This window comes from Corallococcus sp. CA047B, assembly GCF_003612065.1.
GTDB classification, from domain to species: domain Bacteria; phylum Myxococcota; class Myxococcia; order Myxococcales; family Myxococcaceae; genus Corallococcus; species Corallococcus praedator.
On the sequence record NZ_RAWD01000195.1, the window covers coordinates 1 to 18550 of the forward strand.

Below are 18550 nucleotides of genomic sequence, written 5' to 3' on the forward strand. Positions count from 1 at the left end.
CCAGGAGGCCGTCCCCATGCCCTACACCCCCATCGTCGCCACGCTGGGCTACGTGCTGTCGCCGGACGGGCAACAGGTCCTGCTCATCCACCGCAACGCCCGCCCGGATGACGCCCACTACGGCAAGTACAACGGGCTGGGCGGCAAGCTGGACCGCGACGAGGACGTGGCCGCGTGCATGCGCCGGGAGATCCGCGAGGAGGCCGGCATCGAGTGCACGCGCATGGTGCTCCGGGGCACCCTGTCCTGGCCCGGGTTCGGCAAGCACGGCGAGGACTGGCTGGGCTTCATCTTCCGCATCGACGCCTTCGAGGGCACGCCCCTGGAGAAGAACCCCGAGGGCTCCCTGTCGTGGGTCCCGGTGTCCTCCATCCTGTCGCTGTCGCTGTGGGATGGGGACCGGCACTTCCTGCCGCTCGTGTTCGACGCGGACCCCCGCCCCTTCCACGGCGTCATGCCCTACGCCAACGGCAGCGCGGTGAGCTGGTCCTTCACCCGACTGTAGGGGCCGGACGCGCGGCGAGGGGGCGTCCGCGGACCAACGCTCGCAAGCCCTGCCCCCACGGTTTCCCGCGAGCTTTGCCTCCCGGCCCGCTACAACGGTGCGCCTCTCACGCGGACACACGAAGGAGCGCGGCATGGACCTCATCGGACAGCTCTCGCAGCAGCTTGGAGTGGATGGCACGCAGGCGCAGGGGCTCGCGGGCTCCCTCCTGAAGATGGTGCAGGGCACCGTGCAGGAGAAGGTGGGCCCGGACGCGGCGAAGCAGATGGAGCAATCCATCCCGGAGATGCAGGGCTGGCAGCAGCAGGCCCAGGCCCAGGCCCCCGCGGCCGACGGCGGCGGCCTGATGGGCGCCCTGGGTGGCCTCATGGGCGGTGGCGGCGGCGGTGGTGGTGGCCTGATGGGCGCCCTGGGCGGCGCGGCGGCCCACGCGGGCGAGGTGGCCGGGGTGGTGGCCATCCTCCAGCGCTTCAACCTGGACGCGGGCAAGGCCACCCTGGTGGCGCCCCTGCTCCTCGACTTCCTCAAGTCCCGGCTGGATCCGGGCCTCGTTGGCAAGATCCTCGCCGTGGCCCCCATGCTCGCGGGCGGCGGCAGCGGCCCCCAGGGCGGTGGCGGGCTGGGCGGCATGCTCGGCGGACTCCTGGGCAAGTAGTCCCCTTGGCCCCCGGGCCCTGGACCTGGGAGGTCCAGGGCTTCGGAAGATGCGGCCAGCAATGCAAAAGAATTCCGGCCCGGATGTCCTGGAAGGGTGAGGCGGGTCCCACCCTGCCCAGGAGCCGGCCATGACCTTTCTTTCGCGCACGCAACCTCCGTCCGTTCCGGTCGTCCCGCGTCGGCCGCCCGAACCGCCGACGCAGGGACCCGCGACCCGTCCGTCGCAGCGGCCCGCCGTCGGACGCGCGGCGGACGTGTTCGAGGCAAGGGGACCGGGGGGGACCCTTGCCGGCGGAGGCATCGCGGGCGGCGTGGAGGGCGCGCAGGCGGGGCTGGGACTCGCCGGCGGCGTGACGGGCGCCCCGCCCGAGGTGCAGGCCTCGGGCGGGGTGGGCGCCACCGCGGAGCCGCCGGGGGTCCTGGAGCAGTTGCAGGAGACCGCGCGCCAGAACCTGCCCGGCTACGCCTGGTTGGAGTCGAAGGTGGACGGGACGCTGAAGGCGCTGAGCAACGCGAAGCCCGAGGTGCTCGACGCGAAGAAGCAGATCGAATCCATGAAGCCCGGCGACAAGTACTCGCTGTCCGGCGGGTTCGACGGTGGCATCAAGCTGGGCCGGTTGAACACGAAGGCCCAGTACGAAGTGAGCTGTGACGCGGAGGAGAAGACAGACCCGAAGACAGGCGCCAGGGAGTCAAAGCCCGTCTACACGCTGAGCATGGACGCGGAGGTGCTGGGAGGGATTGGCACCGGCAAGCTCAAGGGGCTGGACCTCAAGGCGCTGGGCGGTGGCGGCGGCAAGGTCGAATACAAGCTCGACACGCCAGACGATGTGGCCAAGGCGCAGGACATCCTGGGCCGCATGCAGTCCGGCGCGGAGTGCAACATCGCCGGCACGCCCAGGCCGCAGCCCTCGCCCGAGGAGCTGGACTGGCTCCAGAGCAAGATGTCCGCCATGGAGGTGCGCGGCGCCAGCGTCGCGCAGGTCACCGCCGAGCTGGACCTCAAGGGGACGCTGGTGGACTCGGCGAGCGGGGGCATCAAGGGCCGGGGGGAGAAGTCGCTGCGCATCGAGTTCAAGGAGGGAAAGCCCTCCGAGCTGGTGCTCAAGGAGAACCTGCAGGTGGAGCTCAGCGGGGGCCTGGGCAAGGGGCTGGGCACGAAGGGCACCGTCACCGGGCCGGACAACATGAAGCTGCCCTTTGAAGGCGGCGTGTCGCTGGGCGGCACCGGCAAGGTCAACGGCAAGGTGGAGATGGAGACGCGCTATCCCATCCCCTCCGGCGTCACGGTGGACACGCTCCTGGAGGATCCGAAGGGCACGCTGGGCTCCGCGAAGGAGCAGATGGGCGCCGGCAAGAAGAGCAAGGTGACGCTGTCCGTGGACGGCGCCGGCACCTACCAGGGCAACGGCGTGGGGATGGCGGTGGAGGTCAGCATCGAGGGCAACTCGCGCAAGCTCCAGGAGAGCGGCGCCCTGGAGCGCCTCATCACCGGAGACGTGCCGGGCTCGCTGAAGGCCGCGGGCAAGGACGCGGACGTGAGCCTCAAGGCGACGCCCTACACGCAGAAGGGCATCTCGCTCGCGCCCGAAATCAAGGTGGGCCCCTACTTCAATGCCAGTTGGGAGCTGGAGGTGTCGCGGCGCACGGCCATCACCCCACCCCTGGAGAAGAAGGGCACCGCCGCGGACCTGGCCCAGTGGATGGAAGAAAACCAGACGCAGAAGGCGGCCTGAGCCCCGCCAGGATTCCGGTGACGGGTTTCACCCCTCACCGTTGGGAGGATGCGCACGTCGCGACGGCCCTCACGACGTGCGTCTCCTCCCCGCAGTCCTACGCCCGTTCAGCGAGCACGCGTGAACGTGAGTGACAGCTCAATCCCAGACGTCCGCCCGCCAGGGGCTCCCCGGGGTGACGGCCGCGGAGTCCGCGCGAACGGTCGCGGGCCGCGCGGCGGTGCTCCGCCAGACGAAGACCAGGGCCCGCAGCAGCGCCAGCCCGGCCACCACGACGTACGCCTTGCGAGACATGCTCCCTCCGGGGAGGTGGGGTCGCGCCCCAAGACACCTCACCCGGGTCCCCGAGGTTCACAGCGGAAGCACGGCGAACCGCAGGCCCACGGTGAACAGGCCGTGGAAGCCATCATCCACGCGGGCCAGCGTCCCTGGGCGTTCACCCACGCCGGTGATGTTCAGCGTCTGGGTTCCGGTGCGAACCGTGTAGCTGCCAATCGACGCGGTGATGATGGGCCCCACCGACAGGGCGCGGGTGAGGCGGATGTCTCCGCCCAACGCGAGGCGCGCGAAGGTCGGTCCCTTGTCGGTGACCCGTGTGTCCACCTCCGCCGGAACGACGACACCCGGCGCCACCGGGACCTGCGTGGTGCCCTGCACGTGGCTCTTGAGGAACTCCAGGCCCACGCCCAGGCCAATCCAGGGATCGAAGCCGCCCATCGGCGACAGGTGGTAGCGGACCTCCGGCCCGACGCGCCACTGATAGGTCGAGCAGTCGAAGCCCGTCGGGCACGAAATCGGGTTCTCCTTGGTGAAGACCTTCTCCCAGCTGCCCCACACGCCCAGATAGAACTTCGGCGTCACGCGGAAGCCCACCTCCGCGATGACGGGGATGGACACCTTCGCGGAGTCGGTGATCTTCAGGCTCTCCACCGTGCCCGTGGGGCTCGTGCCGTCCTTGTAGACATAGCCCGCGCCAAAGCCCACGTTCCCGCTCACCGCGAACTCCAGCCCCATGCGCCCCTCGGGCCGCACCGGCTCCGTCGTCACGGTCGTCGTGCGCGTCTCCGTCTCCGTCTCCGTCAGGGGCTCGCTCTCCTGGGCCCGCGCCGACGTGACGACCCCCAACGCGACGGCGAGTGACAGCGTCCAGCGGAACGGCGAGTTCATCGTGCTCATCCGGTGCTTCCTCCGTGTTCGGGATGGATGCGGACGCAAGCAAGCCGCGCGCGCCGTTAGAAGCCACCCGCCTGCGGTGCGCGCCGCCAGCCGACACACGGACACCCGGAGCGATCAGTCGAGGACACCCGCCTCGTCCCCCGGGGAGGCAACCCGCCACGGCGGAAGGCGAAGGGGAACAAAAGCAACGTGGGAGGGCCGAACCGGGCGCTGCGACCACGATCCTCACATTAGCAAGACGGCCAAAAAAACCAACGGGTTGACCCCGGATGAACCAGACGTCACCTTGCGCGCGCCGCGAAGCACGCAGCAGAAGGAACCGGCGTGACGCCGGACACCTCGCGCGGCGCGAAAGGAAAGGACATGACCGGCCCGGAGCAGGAGCTGTCGTCGGAGGCGCTCGCGCTCATCGCCGAGGAAGAAGCCCTGCTGTCACGGGTCCAGGACGCACTCGCCGGAGCGCGCCGACAGGCCGCGGAGCGGACGCTGGACACCCAGGGGCTGATGGCGCAGCTGCAGGTGCTGCGCGACGACGCCACCACCGCGCACGCGGCGGACCTGCCGCACGTCTTCACCCAGATGAACGAAGTGCGCTCCATGCTGGAGCGGCAGGAAGTCGTGCCCCTGCCGGACAGCAACGCCCCCTACTTCGCCCACCTGCGGCTCGCGGGCCCCACCGGTGAGCGCGACTACCTGCTCGGCCGCACCAGCTTCGCCAACCTCGCCGCCGGCGTGCGCGTCATCGACTGGAGGTTCGCCCCCGTCGCCCGCGTCTTCTACAACTACGAGGAGGGGGACTCCTACGAGGAGTACTTCGGCGACCGGCTCTCCGAGGGCGACGTGCAGGCGCGCCGGCTGGTCATCATCGAGAAGGGCGTCCTCACCCGCATCAGCACCGGCCCCCACCTGCTCCAGCGCGACGCCCAGGGCCGGTGGCACGCGCGAGGCCGCGACGCGACCTCCGTCCTCTCCGGCGGCACCGGCACCGCCGCCCGCCCCGGAGCCCTGGGCGTGGGTCGGGGCACGACGCATGTCGAGGATGCCTTCGGCGTGACGGCGCTCCTGGACGCGGAGCAGTACGCCGCCGTCAGCACCGGCCCGGAGCAGCCGCTCCTGGTGCTGGGCAGCGCGGGCAGCGGCAAGACGACCGTGGCCCTGCACCGGCTGGCGAAGGTCGCCTTCGACGACGCGAAGAAGTTCCCGCAGGCGCGCACCAAGGTCGTCGTCCCCGAGGAGGGCTTGGCCCGGCTGACGCGCCGGCTGCTCGCGCCCCTGGGCCTGGGCAAGGTGTCCGTGGAGACGCTGGAGTCCTGGTCGCTCAGCACCGCGCGCTCCGCCTTCAGCGTGCCGGGCCTCAAGCTGGCGCCGGAGACGCCCGCGCTCGTCTCCCGACTCAAGCGCCACCCCGTGCTGCGCCGCCGGCTGGCGGAGCGCGTGAGCCTGCCCAGGGCCAAGGCCCCGCAGCCCCTCACCCTGGAGCGGCTGCGCATCCGGCTGGCGGACGCGTTCATGGACCGCGCCTTCCTGGAGTCCGTGGTGGCGGAAGCCAAAGGCGAGCTGCCGCGCACGGTGGTGGAGGAGACGGTGGAGCACACCAAGCTCCAGACGGCCACGCCCCTGGAGCGTCAGTACCGGGACTACGACCCGGACAGCCTCGTCACCGTGGATGGCAAGACGATTGAGTCCGACACGCCGGACGCGCTCGCGGGCACGCTGGACTTCGACGACCTGCCCATCCTGATGTTCCTCAAGGCGCAGCGGGGCGCGCTGGGCGCGGAGCGGCTGGCGCACGTGGTGCTGGACGAGGCGGAGGACTTCTCCCTCTTCGAGCTCTTCGTCGTGGGGCAGCTGTTGGGCGACAGCCGCAGCTGCACGCTCGCGGGCGACGAAATGCAACAGACGACCGCGGGCTTCGCCGGCTGGGACGCCGCGCTGGAGGAGCTGGGCCTCCGCGACGCCGCCACCTGCCGGCTCCAGGTGTCCTACCGCTGCCCGCGCCCCGTGGTGGAGCTGGCGCAGCACGTGCTGGGCACCCAGGCCCCCGTGTCTCCCGCGAAGGCCGGCCGTGAGGGCGCGCCCGTGGGCTTCCACCACTTCCCCGACGAGGCCCAGGCGTGGCTGTTCCTGGGAGACGCCCTGCGCGACCTGGTGCTGCGCGAGCCGCACGCGTCCGTGGGCGTCATCGCCAGCAGCCGGGAAGCCGCCCAGTCCTTCCACCGCGTCATCGCGGAGATGCCCTGGGCGCGGCTGGTGCTGGAAGGAGACTTCTCCTTCGAGCCCGGCGTGGACGTGACGGACGTGGACAACGTGAAGGGGCTGGAGTTCGACTACGTCGTCCTGCCGGACGTGACGGCCCGCGCCTACCCCGCGGACGACGAGGCCCGCCGCCGCCTGCACGTCGCCGTCACCCGCTCCTCCCACCAGCTCTGGGTGGCCTCCTCCGCCGTGCGCTCCCCGCTCATCCGGACCTTCCCCGGGGCGGTGGAGCCGCTTCAGGGCTGACGGCCGCCGCCGCTTTCACGCCACTCGCGCTGCCGCTGGGCATGGGCCTCGCGGCGCGCGAGCGCTTCCTCCTGTTGCCGGGGAAGCTCCGCCAGCCGCGTGCGGTGCATCCGCACGCTCAGCTCCAAGAGGCCCTGGTCCTGCGACGGCAGCTTGTCGCCGTAGTCCGCGAGCATCGTGGTGGCGAAGGAGATGGCGTCCTCGGACACCTTGCGGCGGTGCTCGAAGTGCTGCTGCACCTCCTCCACGGTGGCCTCGTTGGACTGCACCCGGCCGAAGAGGGTGTTCCACTTCGCCTCCACCTCCGCGCGCCGCCGCAATTCCGCCGGCTCCTTCGTGGGCACGCCCGTCTCCCAGTACAGGTTGTCCGGCAGCTTCGCGCGCAGCGCCTCCAGGTCCACCGGGTAGGGCCCGGAGGGCTCCTCCTGGGGCGCCTGGGCCTGCACCTGGGCCGCCGCCGCGCCCGCCAGGTCCAGCCCGCCGTCCCGCGTGCGAGGCACCGCCGGCCCCGCGTTCAAGACAGGCGGAGGCGGCGTTGCCGGCGTCATCGCGGCAACAGGCCCCTGGGCGTCGTCCGCCGGGGAGCCTCCGAAGGTCAGCCAGGCCCCCGCCGCCAGGGCCAGGACTCCCGCCGTGCCCAGGGGCAGCTTCCACCGCGCGCGCGTGCTCATGCCCAAGGCCATACCGCGCGCCCGCCGCCCACCGCAACCCATTCACGCAGACACGGCGACGCAATGCGCAAATGATACATTTAAGACTTGCCGCGACGCATCAATTTCCACCCAATCCCTGACGCGGGATGGCAAAACCTATCCTTCCCACTGGAAACCTGCATCCTCCGTGAAGTTCACTATTTTCAGCTCCTACGCAGCTTCCTTGGTTCCGACTGATAAACAAAGCGTATCATTCGCGGTCGCAACCCAATCCCCCTGTGGAGGAAGCCGCATGAGAAGTTTTCTCTGGATGAGCCTTCTGGCCCTCGCCGCCCCCGTGAGCTCGGCTCGCGCCGAGGTGCTGGTGGAAGGCATCGTTGACGTCCTGGTGGACGGCGGAAACACCTACAACTGGCAGAAGGTGACGCTGCCCGGCACCAAGTGTGGCAATGGCTCGCAGTACAAGTTCTTCGTGCACCGCACGTCGTCGCCCAACCTGCTGTTCATGATGGAGGGCGGTGGTGCGTGCTGGGACTACGATTCCTGTAGCGGCCGCACGGGCATCCTGGGGGCGGCGAACCCCAACGGCATCTCCGACGACTACATGACGCAGTTCACGGCCAAGTACGTGTCCCCCATCGTCAACGGGGCGGACCCGGGCCTGCCCTTCCGTGACCGCAAGGACATCGTCACGAAGGACTGGAACATCGTCTACCTGCCGTACTGCACGGGCGACGTGCACATCGGCAACAACGTGAAGACGTACACGGACACCACCGGGGGCCAGGCGCCGCTCGTGTGGCACCACTCCGGCTACACCAACACCATCGCCGCGGCGAACTACGCCAAGGCGAACTTCCCCAGCGTGCAGAAGCTGCTGGTGACGGGCTACAGCGCGGGCGGCACGTCCACGTCTGCCGGCTACTACTTCATCCGCAAGGCCATCAACCCGGCGCGCGGCTACCTGCTCAACGACTCCGGCCCCATCTTCATGGCGCCGAACGGCAACTCCCTGTCGCGCCCGCTGCACGACAAGATCCGTTCGTCGTGGAACCTGGACTCGGTGTTCAGCCTGCTGCCGGCCAGCTTCAGCATCAACGACATGGGCACCATCAACCGCATGGTGGCCACGGAGTTCCCCAACGACCAGCTCGCGTACACGGGCTACACGCTGGACTTCAACTACTCGCGCTATTCGTATGAGCGCTTCAAGACGCCCAACGACCAGGCCTCCATCCACGCCTACTGGAAGCAGGACCAGGACGCCCTGGTCGCGGAGCTGAACAAGTACAACAACTTCAGCTACTTCATCCCGCACCAGCGCGCCATCAACGCCAGCCACTGCAGCACCATCATCACGTTCGTGGGCGCGCACGCCTGCCAGAAGATGGAGAAGAAGTACTGGTACGAGTACGCCTCCAGCCCCTGGCAGTCCTACGCCTGCCACAGCGAGTTCGTGTCGATGGACGTGTTCCTGAGCCGCTTCATCAACGGCAACCAGCGCGTGCGCATCTACGAGCCGGCCAACAACTACAACAACGAGGACGCGGGCATGAGCATCCTCGCCCCCCTCATCAACGGCGCGCTCGGCGGGTAGTCCCACCGCTTCACGGCAGCCGGAAATGAAAGCGGGAGCGGGCCAGCATCAGGCCCGCTCCCGTTGTCATTTCAGGGCCCCGCTTCCAGGGCCCGTGCAAAGGCCCTGGGACGACCTCAAGGCGTCAGGTGAGGCCGGGCAGCGTGCCGGTGTAGGCCTCGTGGCCGAAGCGGTCCACGTTGACGCCGAAGGCCTGGGCGATGGAGGTGAGCAGCTTGTTGTGCTCCACCGCGCCCGCCAGCGGTTTGCCCGGGCCTTCCCAGTTGCCCAGGGGGTCGCGGTTGTTGGGGCGCAGGGCCAGGTAGCGGCCCATGCGGAACTTCCCGCCCGCGCCGCCCGCCAGCACCGTGGGGATGGACACGTTCATGTGGCCGGCCGCGTCCCCCAGCTCGTTGCCCCAGAGGATGACGGTGTTGTCGAGCACGGTGCCGCTGCCCTCCGGGATGGCCGCGAGCGAGTCCATCAGGAGCGCCAGCTGTTCGGAGTACCACTGCTGCACGCGCACCATGCGCAGGCGGATCTCCGTGCGCTCCGGCTGCGACTGGGTGTCGGTGCGGTGCGCGATGTCGTTGTGGATGTCCTCCGGGATGTCGATCCACGGCATGGACGGCCCGGGGATCGTCATCGTCACCACGCGCGTCAAGTCACACGCGAACGCCCGGGCGATGAGGTCCATGTGCAGCTGGGTGAGGCCGGGCATGTTGTCCAGGTTGCCCAGGTCGCTCAGCGCGTCCGACGGCTCCTCCGGCTTCACGCACCCCAGCGCGCCCACGTTGGTGAGCCGCCGTTCAATGTCGCGCAGCGCCTCCAGGTGCGTGTCCAGCTTCTGGCCCTCCGCGGTCGCCAGCCGCTTCTTCAGCCGGGTGGCGTCCTTGATGAGGTAGTCCATCAGGCTCTTCCTCTTGAGGAGGATGGCCTGCGCCTCCGCGCTGGAGCCGCCCATGCTGCCGAAGAGCCGCTTGTAGACGTTGGCGGGGTTCAGCTCGAACGGCACGCGCGAGCCGTTCTCCGTGAAGCTGATGCTGTTGTAGACGTGCTGGGCGCCGAACTGCTCGAAGGCGTGCAGTTGCAGGGAGCGGAACTGCGTGGAGCCGCCCACCGCGTTGCCAATCACCTGATCCAGGGACGGGCCCGCGGGCAGCTCATCGCCGCTGTCCACCACCACCTCGCTGCCGGTGAGGAAGGTGACGGGGCCGCCTTCATGGCCGGTGCGGCCGTGCTCGTAGAGGACGCGGTAGTCCAGGCCGTCCAGCACCAGCAGCTTGGAGCGGTGGCGCTGCAGGGGCTGGAGGACGGAGTTCTCGAAGTCGATGTTGAAGTCCGTCTCACCGCCCTTGGGCGTCCAGTACTCGGGCAGGACGCCGTGGGGGGTGAACAGGGCGATGAAGCGCAGGGGGGCGGCGTCGGCCGCTTCGGCCACGGAGCTGGTGAGCAGGTGCGCGAAGGGCGCTGCCATGGCCGTGCCGGACAGGAGCTTCAGGATGCTGCGTCGGGAAAGATCGCGGGGCATGGGGTTCTGGCTCAACGGGTGGGCAGACGCCGCTGCGTGAAGGAGGCCGAGCGCACCAGACTGACGAGCGCTTCAGTGACTTTCAGATGGTCCTGGCGATAGGTGCCCGTGCGCATGGCGTCGAGCATCTGCGTGTCGGAGGCGTGTTCGTCACGTCCCATCGCGTAGCGCACCAGTTGCAGGGGCACGCAGTTGGCCAGCTCGTCGCTCGTCGCCAGGTAGCGGCCCAGCTCCGCGCCGCCCGTGAAGGGCTTCGTCAGGGTGCCGTCCGGGGCGACCACGCCACCGGTGGCGTCCACGGTGCGGCCGTTCTCCTCCGTGCGGTGCTGGCCCAGGCCGTCGAAGTTCTCCATGCCGAAGCCCATGGGGTCGATGGTCTTGTGGCAGCTGGCGCAGGCCGGGTTGTTGGTGTGCGCCGCGAAGAGTTCGCGCGTGGTGGCGTTCTCCGACACGGCCGGAGGGATGGTGGACACGTTCGCGGGCGGCGCGGGCACCGTGCGGCACAAGAGGCGCGTGAGCACGAACTTGCCGCGCTTGATGGGCGAGGACGAGTCGAAGTGGGCGTAGGTGGACATCACGCCCGCCTGGGTGATGATGCCCAGTCGCTCCGGGGGCAGCGTGACGCGGCCCATGCCCTCGTCGTCCACGTTGGTGCGCTCAAGCCCTCCGTAGAAGTTCGCGAGCGTCTCATCCACGTAGGAGTAGTTCGCGCTGAGCAGCTCCTCCACCGAACCCGCGTGGTCCTTCACGATGGAGTCGATGAAGGCGTTGCGCTCGCGCACCATGGAGTCGCGGAACTCCACGCTGTAGTCCGGGTACACCTGGTTGTTCTTGTTGACCTTGTTCAGGCCGCTGATGCCCAGCCATTCAATGAAGAACTGGCGCAGCTTCAGGCGCGCTTCCGGCGTCTGGAGCAGGCGGCGGGCCTGCTTCTCACGCTCGTCGGGCGACGTCAGCGAACCGGCCTGGGCGGCGGCGAGCAGCGTGGCGTCCGGAGGCCCCCCGGTCACCATGAAGGACAGTTCGGAGGCGACCTCGTAGGGGGTCAGCTCCACGACCTGGCCCTTGCGAGCGGTGTCGGGGCCCAGCTCCGTGCGGTACAGGAACGACGCGGAGGAGAAGAGCGCCTGGAGCACCAGCTCCGCGCCCGTGCTCATGTTGCCGCCCTGCTTGCCCGCGTTGAAGAGCGCGAGCAGGTCCGCCTCCTCCTCCGCCGTCACCGGCCGGCGGAAGGCGCGCGCGCCCACCCTCTGGATGAAGGACTTCGCGCAGTCGTCCGCCGTGACGGTCTTGGGACACGTGTAGAAGTCACTGAGTTGCGACTTGCCGGCTTCCGCCAGTGAGAGCGCGGCGGTGTCGATTTGATCCGCCAGCAGCGACGTCACCTGGAGCCGCTCGTGGGTGGAGAAGCCGAGGATGGTGTCCTCGGCCGCGAAGCCCTGGGCGATGTCGACGGGGGTGCCCAGCACGGAGGACGCGGACTTGTTGAACTCCTCGCGCGTCAGCCGGCGCACGCGTGCGGGAGCCGCCGCGCTCTCGGGGGCCTCATCCTGTCCACCGATGTTGCCGGTGCACGCGGAAGCGGACAGCACGAGAGCGGAGGACAGATAGAAACGACGCAGTGGCATGGTGTCTGGCATTCCTCGCACCCGCGCGGCCTGAGGACCGGCGCGCAGGCGGACTTCATCCTACTGTTTGCGGCCGACGCTTTCAGCGGGGATTTCATTTCCGACCGTTTCGCCATTCCTGAGAGGAATCTCACCACCCCACGGGATTCGAGGTGGGGACGCACCTGTCAGGTACGCACACGGTGCGGACGCGACTCAGGGCGGGACTTCTTCACCCCGCGCGGTCCACCAGTTCTCCCCGTAGCTGATGAAGATCTGCTCACCGGGGTGGATGTCCCGCAGTGCGTGATAACGGAACACATCGCGGTCCACGGCGCGGCTGTAGGACGCGTTCGGTTCGCTGGCGTGGTTGTAGATCATCCCGTAGCCCATCACGAGCGCGACCCAGTCGCCCTTGCGGGGCTCTTCGTGGCGGTGCCAGCGGATCTCGAAGACGTAGTCGTCCAGCGGTTCGCCCCGGCACTGCCGCTGGGGGACCTTGAGGTAGTGGCACTCCTCGATGAGGTCGCCCGCGGGGATGAAGGCATCGGTGAAGACGCCCATCCCCCACTCGCAGGGCCGCACCTTCACCCCGGGATGAAGGAACAACGCCGAGCCCTGGTTCATCCGCGCTTCGTCTCCGCTTCCAGTGTCCACGGACCGCAACCATCGCGCACCCGGGCGACAACGGAAAGCGGTCAGCGACGGACGTGAGGAGGCTTTCGGATAAGGCGGGGAATCAGGGACGTCAGCCCGGCTGCCGACCGGGCGTGGGGCCGCCGCGGAAGGTGTGGCGCAGCAGGTACAGGCCGGGCAGCAGCGGCAGCCACAGGGTGAAGCCGCGCAGCAGCAGCGTGCCCGCGAGCGCGGCCTCCACCGGGACGCCGAAGAGGTTGAGCATGCCCACGGAGGCGGCCTCATAGGTGCCCACGCCCCCGGGGATGATGGACACGGTCTCCGCCATGGAGGCCACCATGAAGCTGACGAACACGGTGCTCAGCGGCGCCTCCTGTCCCAGCGCGCGCAGCATGGCGCCGAGCGTGGCCGCATCCAGCACGTAGACGCCCAGTTGCAGGGCCACGCCGCGCGCGAGCAGGCCGGGATCCAACAGCATGCCGGGAGGCACCTCCGCGATGGCCTTGAGCATCGTGCCCAGCGCGGGGATTCGCCGGGCCCAGCGGCCCGGCTTCCACTCGCGGTGCCGCGTCGCCCAGAGGATGCAGACCGGGATGGCCACCGCCAGCACGCCGAAGCCGGTGACGAGCCACTGGATCCAGTCGCTCAGCTCCGACTTGCGCCAGAGGAAGAAGAGGCTCACGCCCACGCCCAGCGCCTGCGCCACGTAGAAGCACAGCACCGTCAGCAGCACCGCGCCCGCCGCGGTGCCGGGGTTCGCGCCCTCACGGCGCAGGCCGCGTCCGACGAGCAGCGAGCCGCCCACGCCGCCGGTGGGGATGACCTGGTCGAACGCCAGCTTCATCAGCGACAGCCGCGCCAGCGACCAGAGCGAGGCGCGCAGTTGGTAGCGGTGCAGGACCGTCCACCAGATGCCCGCCACGCACAGGTACGTGCCCAGCTGGCACGCGGCGGCCACCAGCAGCCACGCGGGCCGGGCCTGCCGCACGAGGTCCAGGAACTGCTTCTCCTCCGTATGCCGGGAGAAGATGAAGGCGAGCAGCGCGACGAGCATCAGCGCGCCCGGAATCCACCAGCCCCGCCGTCGCTTCGGAGGCACCTCCAGCGGTTCCTCCAGCAAGGGAGTGGGTTCCGCGCGGGTGCCCTCCATGCGTTCGCTGCCTCCGGTGGTGCGACGGTTTCCGGAAGGATGCGCTTCGGCGTACTCCGGGGCAGGTCGGGGGGCATGGCAGGCCGTCTGCCCCCCCGGAGGGAGTCCAGGGGCCCGGTGGGCTGGCCGCGTATGGTCGCGGGGTCAGCGCGCGCAGTCTCCGGTCACCTGGGGAGCGGCGGCGCCGTTGACGGTATTGCCGCTGAAGGTGTTGCCCGCGCCCAGCACCAGCTCGATGCCGGAGCCTCCACCCCGGTTGCAGACGATGACGCCCCCGGCGCCGGCCTGGTTGCCGATGAACTGGTTGCCCTTCACGGTGACGCCCGCGTTGGGCACGTCCTCCAGGTAGAGGGCCGCGCCCGGTCCGCCCACGGCGGCGTTGTTCTCGAAGCGGTTGTTCTCGATGAGGTCGTTGTCGGGCTGGAAGTAGTGCAGCGCCCCGCCGCCGCCCAGGTCGTAGTGGTTCGCGCCGTTGGGCCACACCTCGTAGGTGCGCGACACGAGCGCGTTGGAGTGGCTGCCCCGGAAGGCCGACAGCGTGTTGTTCCGGAAGGTGTTGCCGCGCACGGTGGAGTTGCGGCCGTGGGTGACGCACATCGCGCCGCCGCCGGAGGTGGCCCCATTGCCGGTGGCGAAGCGGTCGATGTCGAGCGTGCGGTTGTTCTCGAAGACGGTGTCCGTCACCACCGAGCCGTCCGTGAACATCAGGTCCAGCGCGCCGCACTTGCCGGCGGCTTCGTTGTCGCGGAAGAGCGAGTGCTGGATGGTCACCGGCCCCGGGTAGTACGCCCAGAGCGCTCCGCGCGTGCGGTCCCGGTCGCCGTTGTATTCGTTCTTGCGCACCTTCTCGAAGACCATGTGCACGAAGGACGGATCCCCGGTCCCCGTCGACGCCTCCCCGAAGAAGTTCATGCCCCACCAGCCGTAGGGATTCGTGGAGGTGAGCGTCACCGGAGACTGCGCGGTGCCCTGCACCAGGATGCGGCCATACACGCGCAGCTCCACGCGGCCGTCCTGGTGGTTCATCACGTCCTGCGCGCCGTCCCGCACGTCCGCCTTCGTCACGTCCGGGTTGCCCTTGAAGTCGATGATGACGCCCGGCTCCACCGTCGTCGTCTGGCCCGCCGGGATGGTGACGACGTACTGGGCATTTCCCACGACGCGGTACGGGGAACCGGCCAGCGTCAGGCGCGCGGGCAGCGTGCCCGTGATTTGCGTGCCGCCGTCGGTGGGAATCGTCGTGCCGCCATCGGTGCTGCCCGCGTCGGGGGCCCCCGCATCCGTCCTGCCCGCGTCCGCGGCACCTGCGTCCACCGTGCCCGCGTCGCCACGACCCGCGTCGGCCACGCCCGCGTCGGTGTCCCCGGACGTGCCCGCGTCCCGGTCATCGGAGGCTCCCGCGTCCCGGTCATCGGAAGTCCCTGCGTCGCGCTCCGGGGTTCCCGAATCGTCACGACCGATCAGCCCGCTGTCCGGGATGTGTCCCGAGGGCGCCTCTGCTTCCGGTACGCCTTCGCCCGCGCACCCCACCCCGCACAGCAGCGCGCAGAGGACGGACAGGACGACGGGGCGGATTCGCAGGCGGTTCATGTGCACTCTTCCCGGGGGTGTTCCATGGATTGCTAGCACGCGCGTCCCACATGCTTCGGGTCTGCTAGAAGCCGCGCATGTCCGATGACGTCCTCGTGCTTGCGTACTCCGGGTGTGACACCTGCAAGAAGGCCCAGAAGTGGCTGGAGGCGCGAGGCGTCTCCTTCCAGACGCGACCCATTGTCGAGCAGCCGCCCACCGTGTCCGAACTCCTCCTGTGGATCGCCCTGAGCGGCCTGTCCGTCCGCAAGTGGCTCAACATCAGTGGCCAGAGCTACCGCGCGCTGGGCAAGGAGAAGGTCGACGCCGCCTCCGACGCGGAGCTGGTGGAGTGGCTCGCCGCCGACGGGAAGCTCGTGAAGCGGCCCGTGCTCGTCACCCCCACCTCGGTGACCATCGGCTTCAAGCCCGAGTCCTACGAAGCCCTCTTCCCCGCCCGGGGGTAGCAGGCCAGCCCGGCCCCCGTCGTGCCGCCCGCCTTCACGGAGCTTGAAGGCGGGCAGGCGGACGGGCGCTCGGCCGTCTGTCGTCGCGCGCGGGCGCGGTTGCCACGTTGAGAGGGCATGGAAATCGGCACCAGACGCCCGTTGGGGGAAATCCTCCTGGAACTCGGAGTGGTCGACAAAGGCCAGCTCCGGCTGGGACTCGTGCACCATCACGAGGTCCGGGTCCCCCTGGGACGCGCGCTGGTGAGCGAGGGCGTGTGCACGGAGGCGGATGTCCTGCGTGGGCTCGCCGTCCAGTTCGACGTGGACGCGGTGGACCTGGACCGGCACCCGCTCGACCGCTCACTCACCTCGCTGGTGCCCGCGCGCATCGCCCGGCAGTACGGCGTCGTGCCGTTGGGGCTGGAGCAGCGCGAGGACCGCGAGGTGCTCCACCTCGCCGTGCCCGCGCCGCTGTCCCTGGACGCGGTGGACGACGTGCGGGCCGTGTCCGGCAAGGCGCGCGTGGAGCCGCACCTGGCCTCCGACAGCGCGCTGTCCCGCGCACTCAGCGCCCTCTACGGCATCCGCGACGTGGGAAGCGCCGCGCCGGAGCCGAACCGCCCGGTCGTGCCCAGCCCTCCGCTGATGCTCTACGGATGGCCGCCCGTCACCGCGGTGCTGATTTCGCGCACGCTGGCGCGAAATGGCATCACGTCGCGCGTCGCCTCTCCGCTGGAGGTGCTGCATACGCGCGACAACGACGTGGTGCTCGCGCCCCTGCAGGCCATGGAGGGGCTGCTCGCGGGCGAGGTCCACATCGAAGGCTCGCTCATCGTGCACGGCACGTCGGACGACGAGGGCTTCGAGCGGGCGCGGAAGCTGGGCGCGCGGGGCTTCCTCGCGAACCCGCGCGACGAGGAGCTGCTGCTGCGCGCCGTCCGCAAGCTGCGCCCGGACGCGGGCAGCGAGTCCTCCTGGTCCGGTCACTCCTGACGCGGAGAAGAAACGCCGTCAGCGTGACGCGGCGGCGTGGGCCCGCGCGTCCGCCGCGGGCGCCACGGGGGGACGCGCGGTGTGCTTCTGCTCGGGCTCCAGGCCCAGCACGCCCAGCACCTCCGGGTACACCTTGTTCGCGAAGTAGCGCCCCCCCGCCACGGTGAAGTGCACGCCGTCCGTCATGCGCAGGCGCATGGGCTTGCGGAAGCCCTCCACCGGGGCCTTGTGCAGCGCCTTGCCGCGCGCGTCGGTGAAGAAGGGCCGCGTGTCCAGGTGCACGGAGTCCTCGCGGGCGGCAATGACCTCGCGCTGGAGGCCGCGGATCAACGTGAGCTTCTGTTCGAAGCGGGGACGTCCCGTGGCCGGCAGCTCCAGCCAGACAATCTTGCGGCCCGGCGCGGAGATGGCGGTGGTGAACTCCTGCACGCGCTGCCGGTAGCCCTCTTCCCAGTCCGGCTTGCCCCACGCGACGGTGGCCTGGCCCACCTTGGTGTGCAGGGCCTGCCCGTCGTTGCCGCCCAGGATGACCACCACGACGTCCGGCTGGTGCAGTTGCACCTCCTGCTGCCCCACCTCCAGCCAGTCGAAGAAGTCCGGGCGGGACAGCCCCGTGGACGACTTCGCCCTGCGCTCGCAGCGGATCCGCGGGTGCGCGGCCAGCTGCGTCTGGAGGTACTCCCCGAAGCCCGTGGCGATGAGGCTGTCACCCAGCAGCAGCACCGTGCGCCGGGGCCCGGGCGCTGGCGCGGGGGCCACCTCCTGGGTCGGGGTGGTGGGCAGCACCGGCGAAGCCGTCAGCCCGGGAGCGGGTTGCGAGGCGGCATGGGCCGCCGTGGACAGGGACGCCAGGAGGAGGAGCGCGCGAAGAGAACAGGTCGACATCGGCGGTCGCAAACTACTTCCCGGGCGCGCATCCGTACACCCCCCCGGAGGGAGGGCGGATCCGTCAGCCGGCCCCGTGCGTCAAGGTCGCGACGGCCTCGCGCGCCCTCAGGCCGCGGAGCCCAGGTCCGCGCCCGCCGCCGCGCCCAGCCCCATGGGCACGAGCGTCTGGAGCCACGGCCCGAGCAGCCGCGCGCACTCCTCCGGGTGCGAGAAGTAGGGCACGTGGCCCGCGCCGCGCAGCAGGTGCCGGGGCGTGCCGTCCGGCAGCGAGGCCACCAGTCGCGCGAGCGTCGCGGGAGGCACCAGCACGTCGCGGTCCCCCTGGATGCAGAGGCACGACACCTTCGAGGCCCGCAGGTCCGGCGGCGGCGGTTCGGAGTGGATGGCGAAGGCGCGACGCAGCGTCGTCAGGCGCTCCAGCAGGGTGGTGGGCACCACGTCCGCCACCTGCGCGGAGGGCACCGGCCGCCACGCCGCCAGCGACGCCGCGACACGCCCCGGACGCCCCAGCACCGCGATGGGCCCCATCATCGCGATGAGCCGACCGCGCGGGCCCACGTGCGCGGTGCGCGTGAACGAGCCCAGGAACGCCACGCCCCGCGTCGCCCCGCCCGCGGCCAGGTGCGCCGCCACCATGCCGCCAAAGGAGCTGGCCACCACCGCGTCCACCGACCCCGCCGCCCGGAGCACCTGCTCCGCTAGCGCGCGGGCGCCACACGCCGCATGCTCACCCTCCGGGTACTCGACCAGGATGGGACGCGCCACGTCCGCCAGCCGCTCGGCCAGGGCCCGGAAGCCCGCGCCCCGCGCACCCAGCCCCGGCAGGAGCAGCACGCGCGGCCCTTCCTCACATCCACCACCAATGTCCGTCAGCTCTACCGCGCGGCGCATTCGCGTCTCCCTGTCAGGCGCGCCAGGGAAC

17 protein-coding genes are annotated in these 18550 nt (G+C 70.1%); 7 read left to right on the forward strand and 10 right to left on the reverse strand.

All coding sequences use genetic code 11. From position 1 onward, the window contains the following. The 3 genes from D7X74_RS26430 to D7X74_RS26440 form a co-directional block, all read left to right on the forward strand. Nucleotides 1–505 (forward strand): 8-oxo-dGTP diphosphatase (locus tag D7X74_RS26430; RefSeq protein ID WP_304984931.1); only part of this gene is annotated, 505 nt, incomplete at its 5' end. A 97-nt stretch (nucleotides 506–602) separates the two neighbouring features. Next, nucleotides 603–1160: a DUF2780 domain-containing protein gene (locus D7X74_RS26435; RefSeq protein ID WP_255424488.1), complete on the forward strand. Its 558-nt coding sequence runs from the start codon at nucleotides 603–605 to the stop codon at nucleotides 1158–1160. Nucleotides 1161–1290: 130 nt separating this feature from the next. Next, on the forward strand, nucleotides 1291–2898 hold the full coding sequence (locus D7X74_RS26440) for a hypothetical protein (protein ID WP_147446686.1): 1608 nt from the start codon (nucleotides 1291–1293) through the stop codon (nucleotides 2896–2898). 138 nt (nucleotides 2899–3036) lie between these two features. Here the strand turns inward: D7X74_RS26440 and D7X74_RS43125 are convergent, their stop codons facing one another. After that, nucleotides 3037–3192, reverse strand: a complete 156-nt coding sequence (locus D7X74_RS43125; RefSeq protein WP_158620400.1) for a hypothetical protein — start codon at nucleotides 3190–3192, stop codon at nucleotides 3037–3039. Between the two features lie 57 nt (nucleotides 3193–3249). Then, a complete protein-coding gene (locus tag D7X74_RS26445; RefSeq protein WP_120535776.1) occupies nucleotides 3250–4074 on the reverse strand; it encodes a hypothetical protein in 825 nt (274 codons plus the stop codon). Between the two features lie 363 nt (nucleotides 4075–4437). Here D7X74_RS26445 and D7X74_RS26450 point away from each other — a divergent pair, with 363 nt between their 5' ends. Further along, nucleotides 4438–6576, forward strand: coding sequence for an ATP-binding domain-containing protein (locus tag D7X74_RS26450; protein WP_120535787.1), 2139 nt, complete (start codon nucleotides 4438–4440; stop codon nucleotides 6574–6576). On the opposite strand, the gene D7X74_RS26455 is transcribed toward D7X74_RS26450, so the two are convergent. Continuing rightward, complete coding sequence (locus D7X74_RS26455) at nucleotides 6567–7247, reverse strand: hypothetical protein (RefSeq protein ID WP_120535788.1); 681 nt, start codon at nucleotides 7245–7247, stop codon at nucleotides 6567–6569. The genes D7X74_RS26450 and D7X74_RS26455 overlap by 10 nt on opposite strands. A gap of 292 nt (nucleotides 7248–7539) precedes the next feature. Between D7X74_RS26455 and D7X74_RS26460 the strand changes: the two genes are divergently transcribed. Further along, the gene (locus D7X74_RS26460) at nucleotides 7540–8826 is read left to right on the forward strand and encodes a pectin acetylesterase-family hydrolase (RefSeq protein WP_279637099.1); all 1287 of its coding nucleotides are present in this window, start codon (nucleotides 7540–7542) and stop codon (nucleotides 8824–8826) included. Between the two features lie 124 nt (nucleotides 8827–8950). Here the strand turns inward: D7X74_RS26460 and D7X74_RS26465 are convergent, their stop codons facing one another. The 5 genes from D7X74_RS26465 to D7X74_RS26485 form a co-directional block, all read right to left on the reverse strand. After that, a complete protein-coding gene (locus D7X74_RS26465) occupies nucleotides 8951–10336 on the reverse strand; it encodes a DUF1552 domain-containing protein (protein WP_120535778.1) in 1386 nt (461 codons plus the stop codon). A gap of 11 nt (nucleotides 10337–10347) precedes the next feature. Next, complete coding sequence (locus D7X74_RS26470; RefSeq protein WP_120535779.1) at nucleotides 10348–11964, reverse strand: DUF1592 domain-containing protein; 1617 nt, start codon at nucleotides 11962–11964, stop codon at nucleotides 10348–10350. Nucleotides 11965–12159: 195 nt separating this feature from the next. Beyond that, nucleotides 12160–12570 (reverse strand): SET domain-containing protein, encoded by a 411-nt coding sequence (locus tag D7X74_RS26475; protein ID WP_120535780.1) that lies wholly within the window; start codon nucleotides 12568–12570, stop codon nucleotides 12160–12162. A gap of 121 nt (nucleotides 12571–12691) precedes the next feature. Beyond that, nucleotides 12692–13678 carry a lysylphosphatidylglycerol synthase transmembrane domain-containing protein gene (locus D7X74_RS26480; protein WP_233602263.1) on the reverse strand — a complete coding sequence of 329 codons (987 nt, stop codon included), beginning with the start codon at nucleotides 13676–13678 and terminating at the stop codon, nucleotides 12692–12694. Nucleotides 13679–13873: 195 nt separating this feature from the next. After that, nucleotides 13874–15319, reverse strand: coding sequence for a right-handed parallel beta-helix repeat-containing protein (locus D7X74_RS26485; protein ID WP_233602264.1), 1446 nt, complete (start codon nucleotides 15317–15319; stop codon nucleotides 13874–13876). A 77-nt stretch (nucleotides 15320–15396) separates the two neighbouring features. Between D7X74_RS26485 and D7X74_RS26490 the strand changes: the two genes are divergently transcribed. Continuing rightward, nucleotides 15397–15765 (forward strand): Spx/MgsR family RNA polymerase-binding regulatory protein, encoded by a 369-nt coding sequence (locus tag D7X74_RS26490; RefSeq protein ID WP_120535782.1) that lies wholly within the window; start codon nucleotides 15397–15399, stop codon nucleotides 15763–15765. A 117-nt stretch (nucleotides 15766–15882) separates the two neighbouring features. Then, nucleotides 15883–16740: a general secretion pathway protein GspE gene (locus tag D7X74_RS26495; RefSeq protein ID WP_120535783.1), complete on the forward strand. Its 858-nt coding sequence runs from the start codon at nucleotides 15883–15885 to the stop codon at nucleotides 16738–16740. 18 nt (nucleotides 16741–16758) lie between these two features. Here the strand turns inward: D7X74_RS26495 and D7X74_RS26500 are convergent, their stop codons facing one another. After that, nucleotides 16759–17625, reverse strand: a complete 867-nt coding sequence (locus D7X74_RS26500; RefSeq protein ID WP_120535784.1) for a DUF459 domain-containing protein — start codon at nucleotides 17623–17625, stop codon at nucleotides 16759–16761. Nucleotides 17626–17733: 108 nt separating this feature from the next. Continuing rightward, nucleotides 17734–18550: alpha/beta fold hydrolase (locus D7X74_RS26505; protein WP_370450808.1), on the reverse strand; the 817-nt coding region annotated here is incomplete at its 5' end.

Bases quoted from the DNA above. Each gene is read 5' to 3' on its own strand.
- D7X74_RS26440 (WP_147446686.1), top strand. From the start codon at position 1,291: ATGACCTTTCTTTCGCGCACGCAACCTCCGTCCGTTCCGGTCGTCCCG.
- D7X74_RS43125 (WP_158620400.1), bottom strand. From the start codon at position 3,192: ATGTCTCGCAAGGCGTACGTCGTGGTGGCCGGGCTGGCGCTGCTGCGG.
- D7X74_RS26445 (WP_120535776.1), bottom strand. From the start codon at position 4,074: ATGAGCACGATGAACTCGCCGTTCCGCTGGACGCTGTCACTCGCCGTC.
- D7X74_RS26450 (WP_120535787.1), top strand. From the start codon at position 4,438: ATGACCGGCCCGGAGCAGGAGCTGTCGTCGGAGGCGCTCGCGCTCATC.
- D7X74_RS26455 (WP_120535788.1), bottom strand. From the start codon at position 7,247: ATGAGCACGCGCGCGCGGTGGAAGCTGCCCCTGGGCACGGCGGGAGTC.
- D7X74_RS26460 (WP_279637099.1), top strand. From the start codon at position 7,540: ATGAGCCTTCTGGCCCTCGCCGCCCCCGTGAGCTCGGCTCGCGCCGAG.
- D7X74_RS26465 (WP_120535778.1), bottom strand. From the start codon at position 10,336: ATGCCCCGCGATCTTTCCCGACGCAGCATCCTGAAGCTCCTGTCCGGC.
- D7X74_RS26470 (WP_120535779.1), bottom strand. From the start codon at position 11,964: ATGCCACTGCGTCGTTTCTATCTGTCCTCCGCTCTCGTGCTGTCCGCT.
- D7X74_RS26475 (WP_120535780.1), bottom strand. From the start codon at position 12,570: ATGAACCAGGGCTCGGCGTTGTTCCTTCATCCCGGGGTGAAGGTGCGG.
- D7X74_RS26485 (WP_233602264.1), bottom strand. From the start codon at position 15,319: ATGAACCGCCTGCGAATCCGCCCCGTCGTCCTGTCCGTCCTCTGCGCG.
- D7X74_RS26490 (WP_120535782.1), top strand. From the start codon at position 15,397: ATGTCCGATGACGTCCTCGTGCTTGCGTACTCCGGGTGTGACACCTGC.
- D7X74_RS26495 (WP_120535783.1), top strand. From the start codon at position 15,883: ATGGAAATCGGCACCAGACGCCCGTTGGGGGAAATCCTCCTGGAACTC.
- D7X74_RS26500 (WP_120535784.1), bottom strand. From the start codon at position 17,625: ATGTCGACCTGTTCTCTTCGCGCGCTCCTCCTCCTGGCGTCCCTGTCC.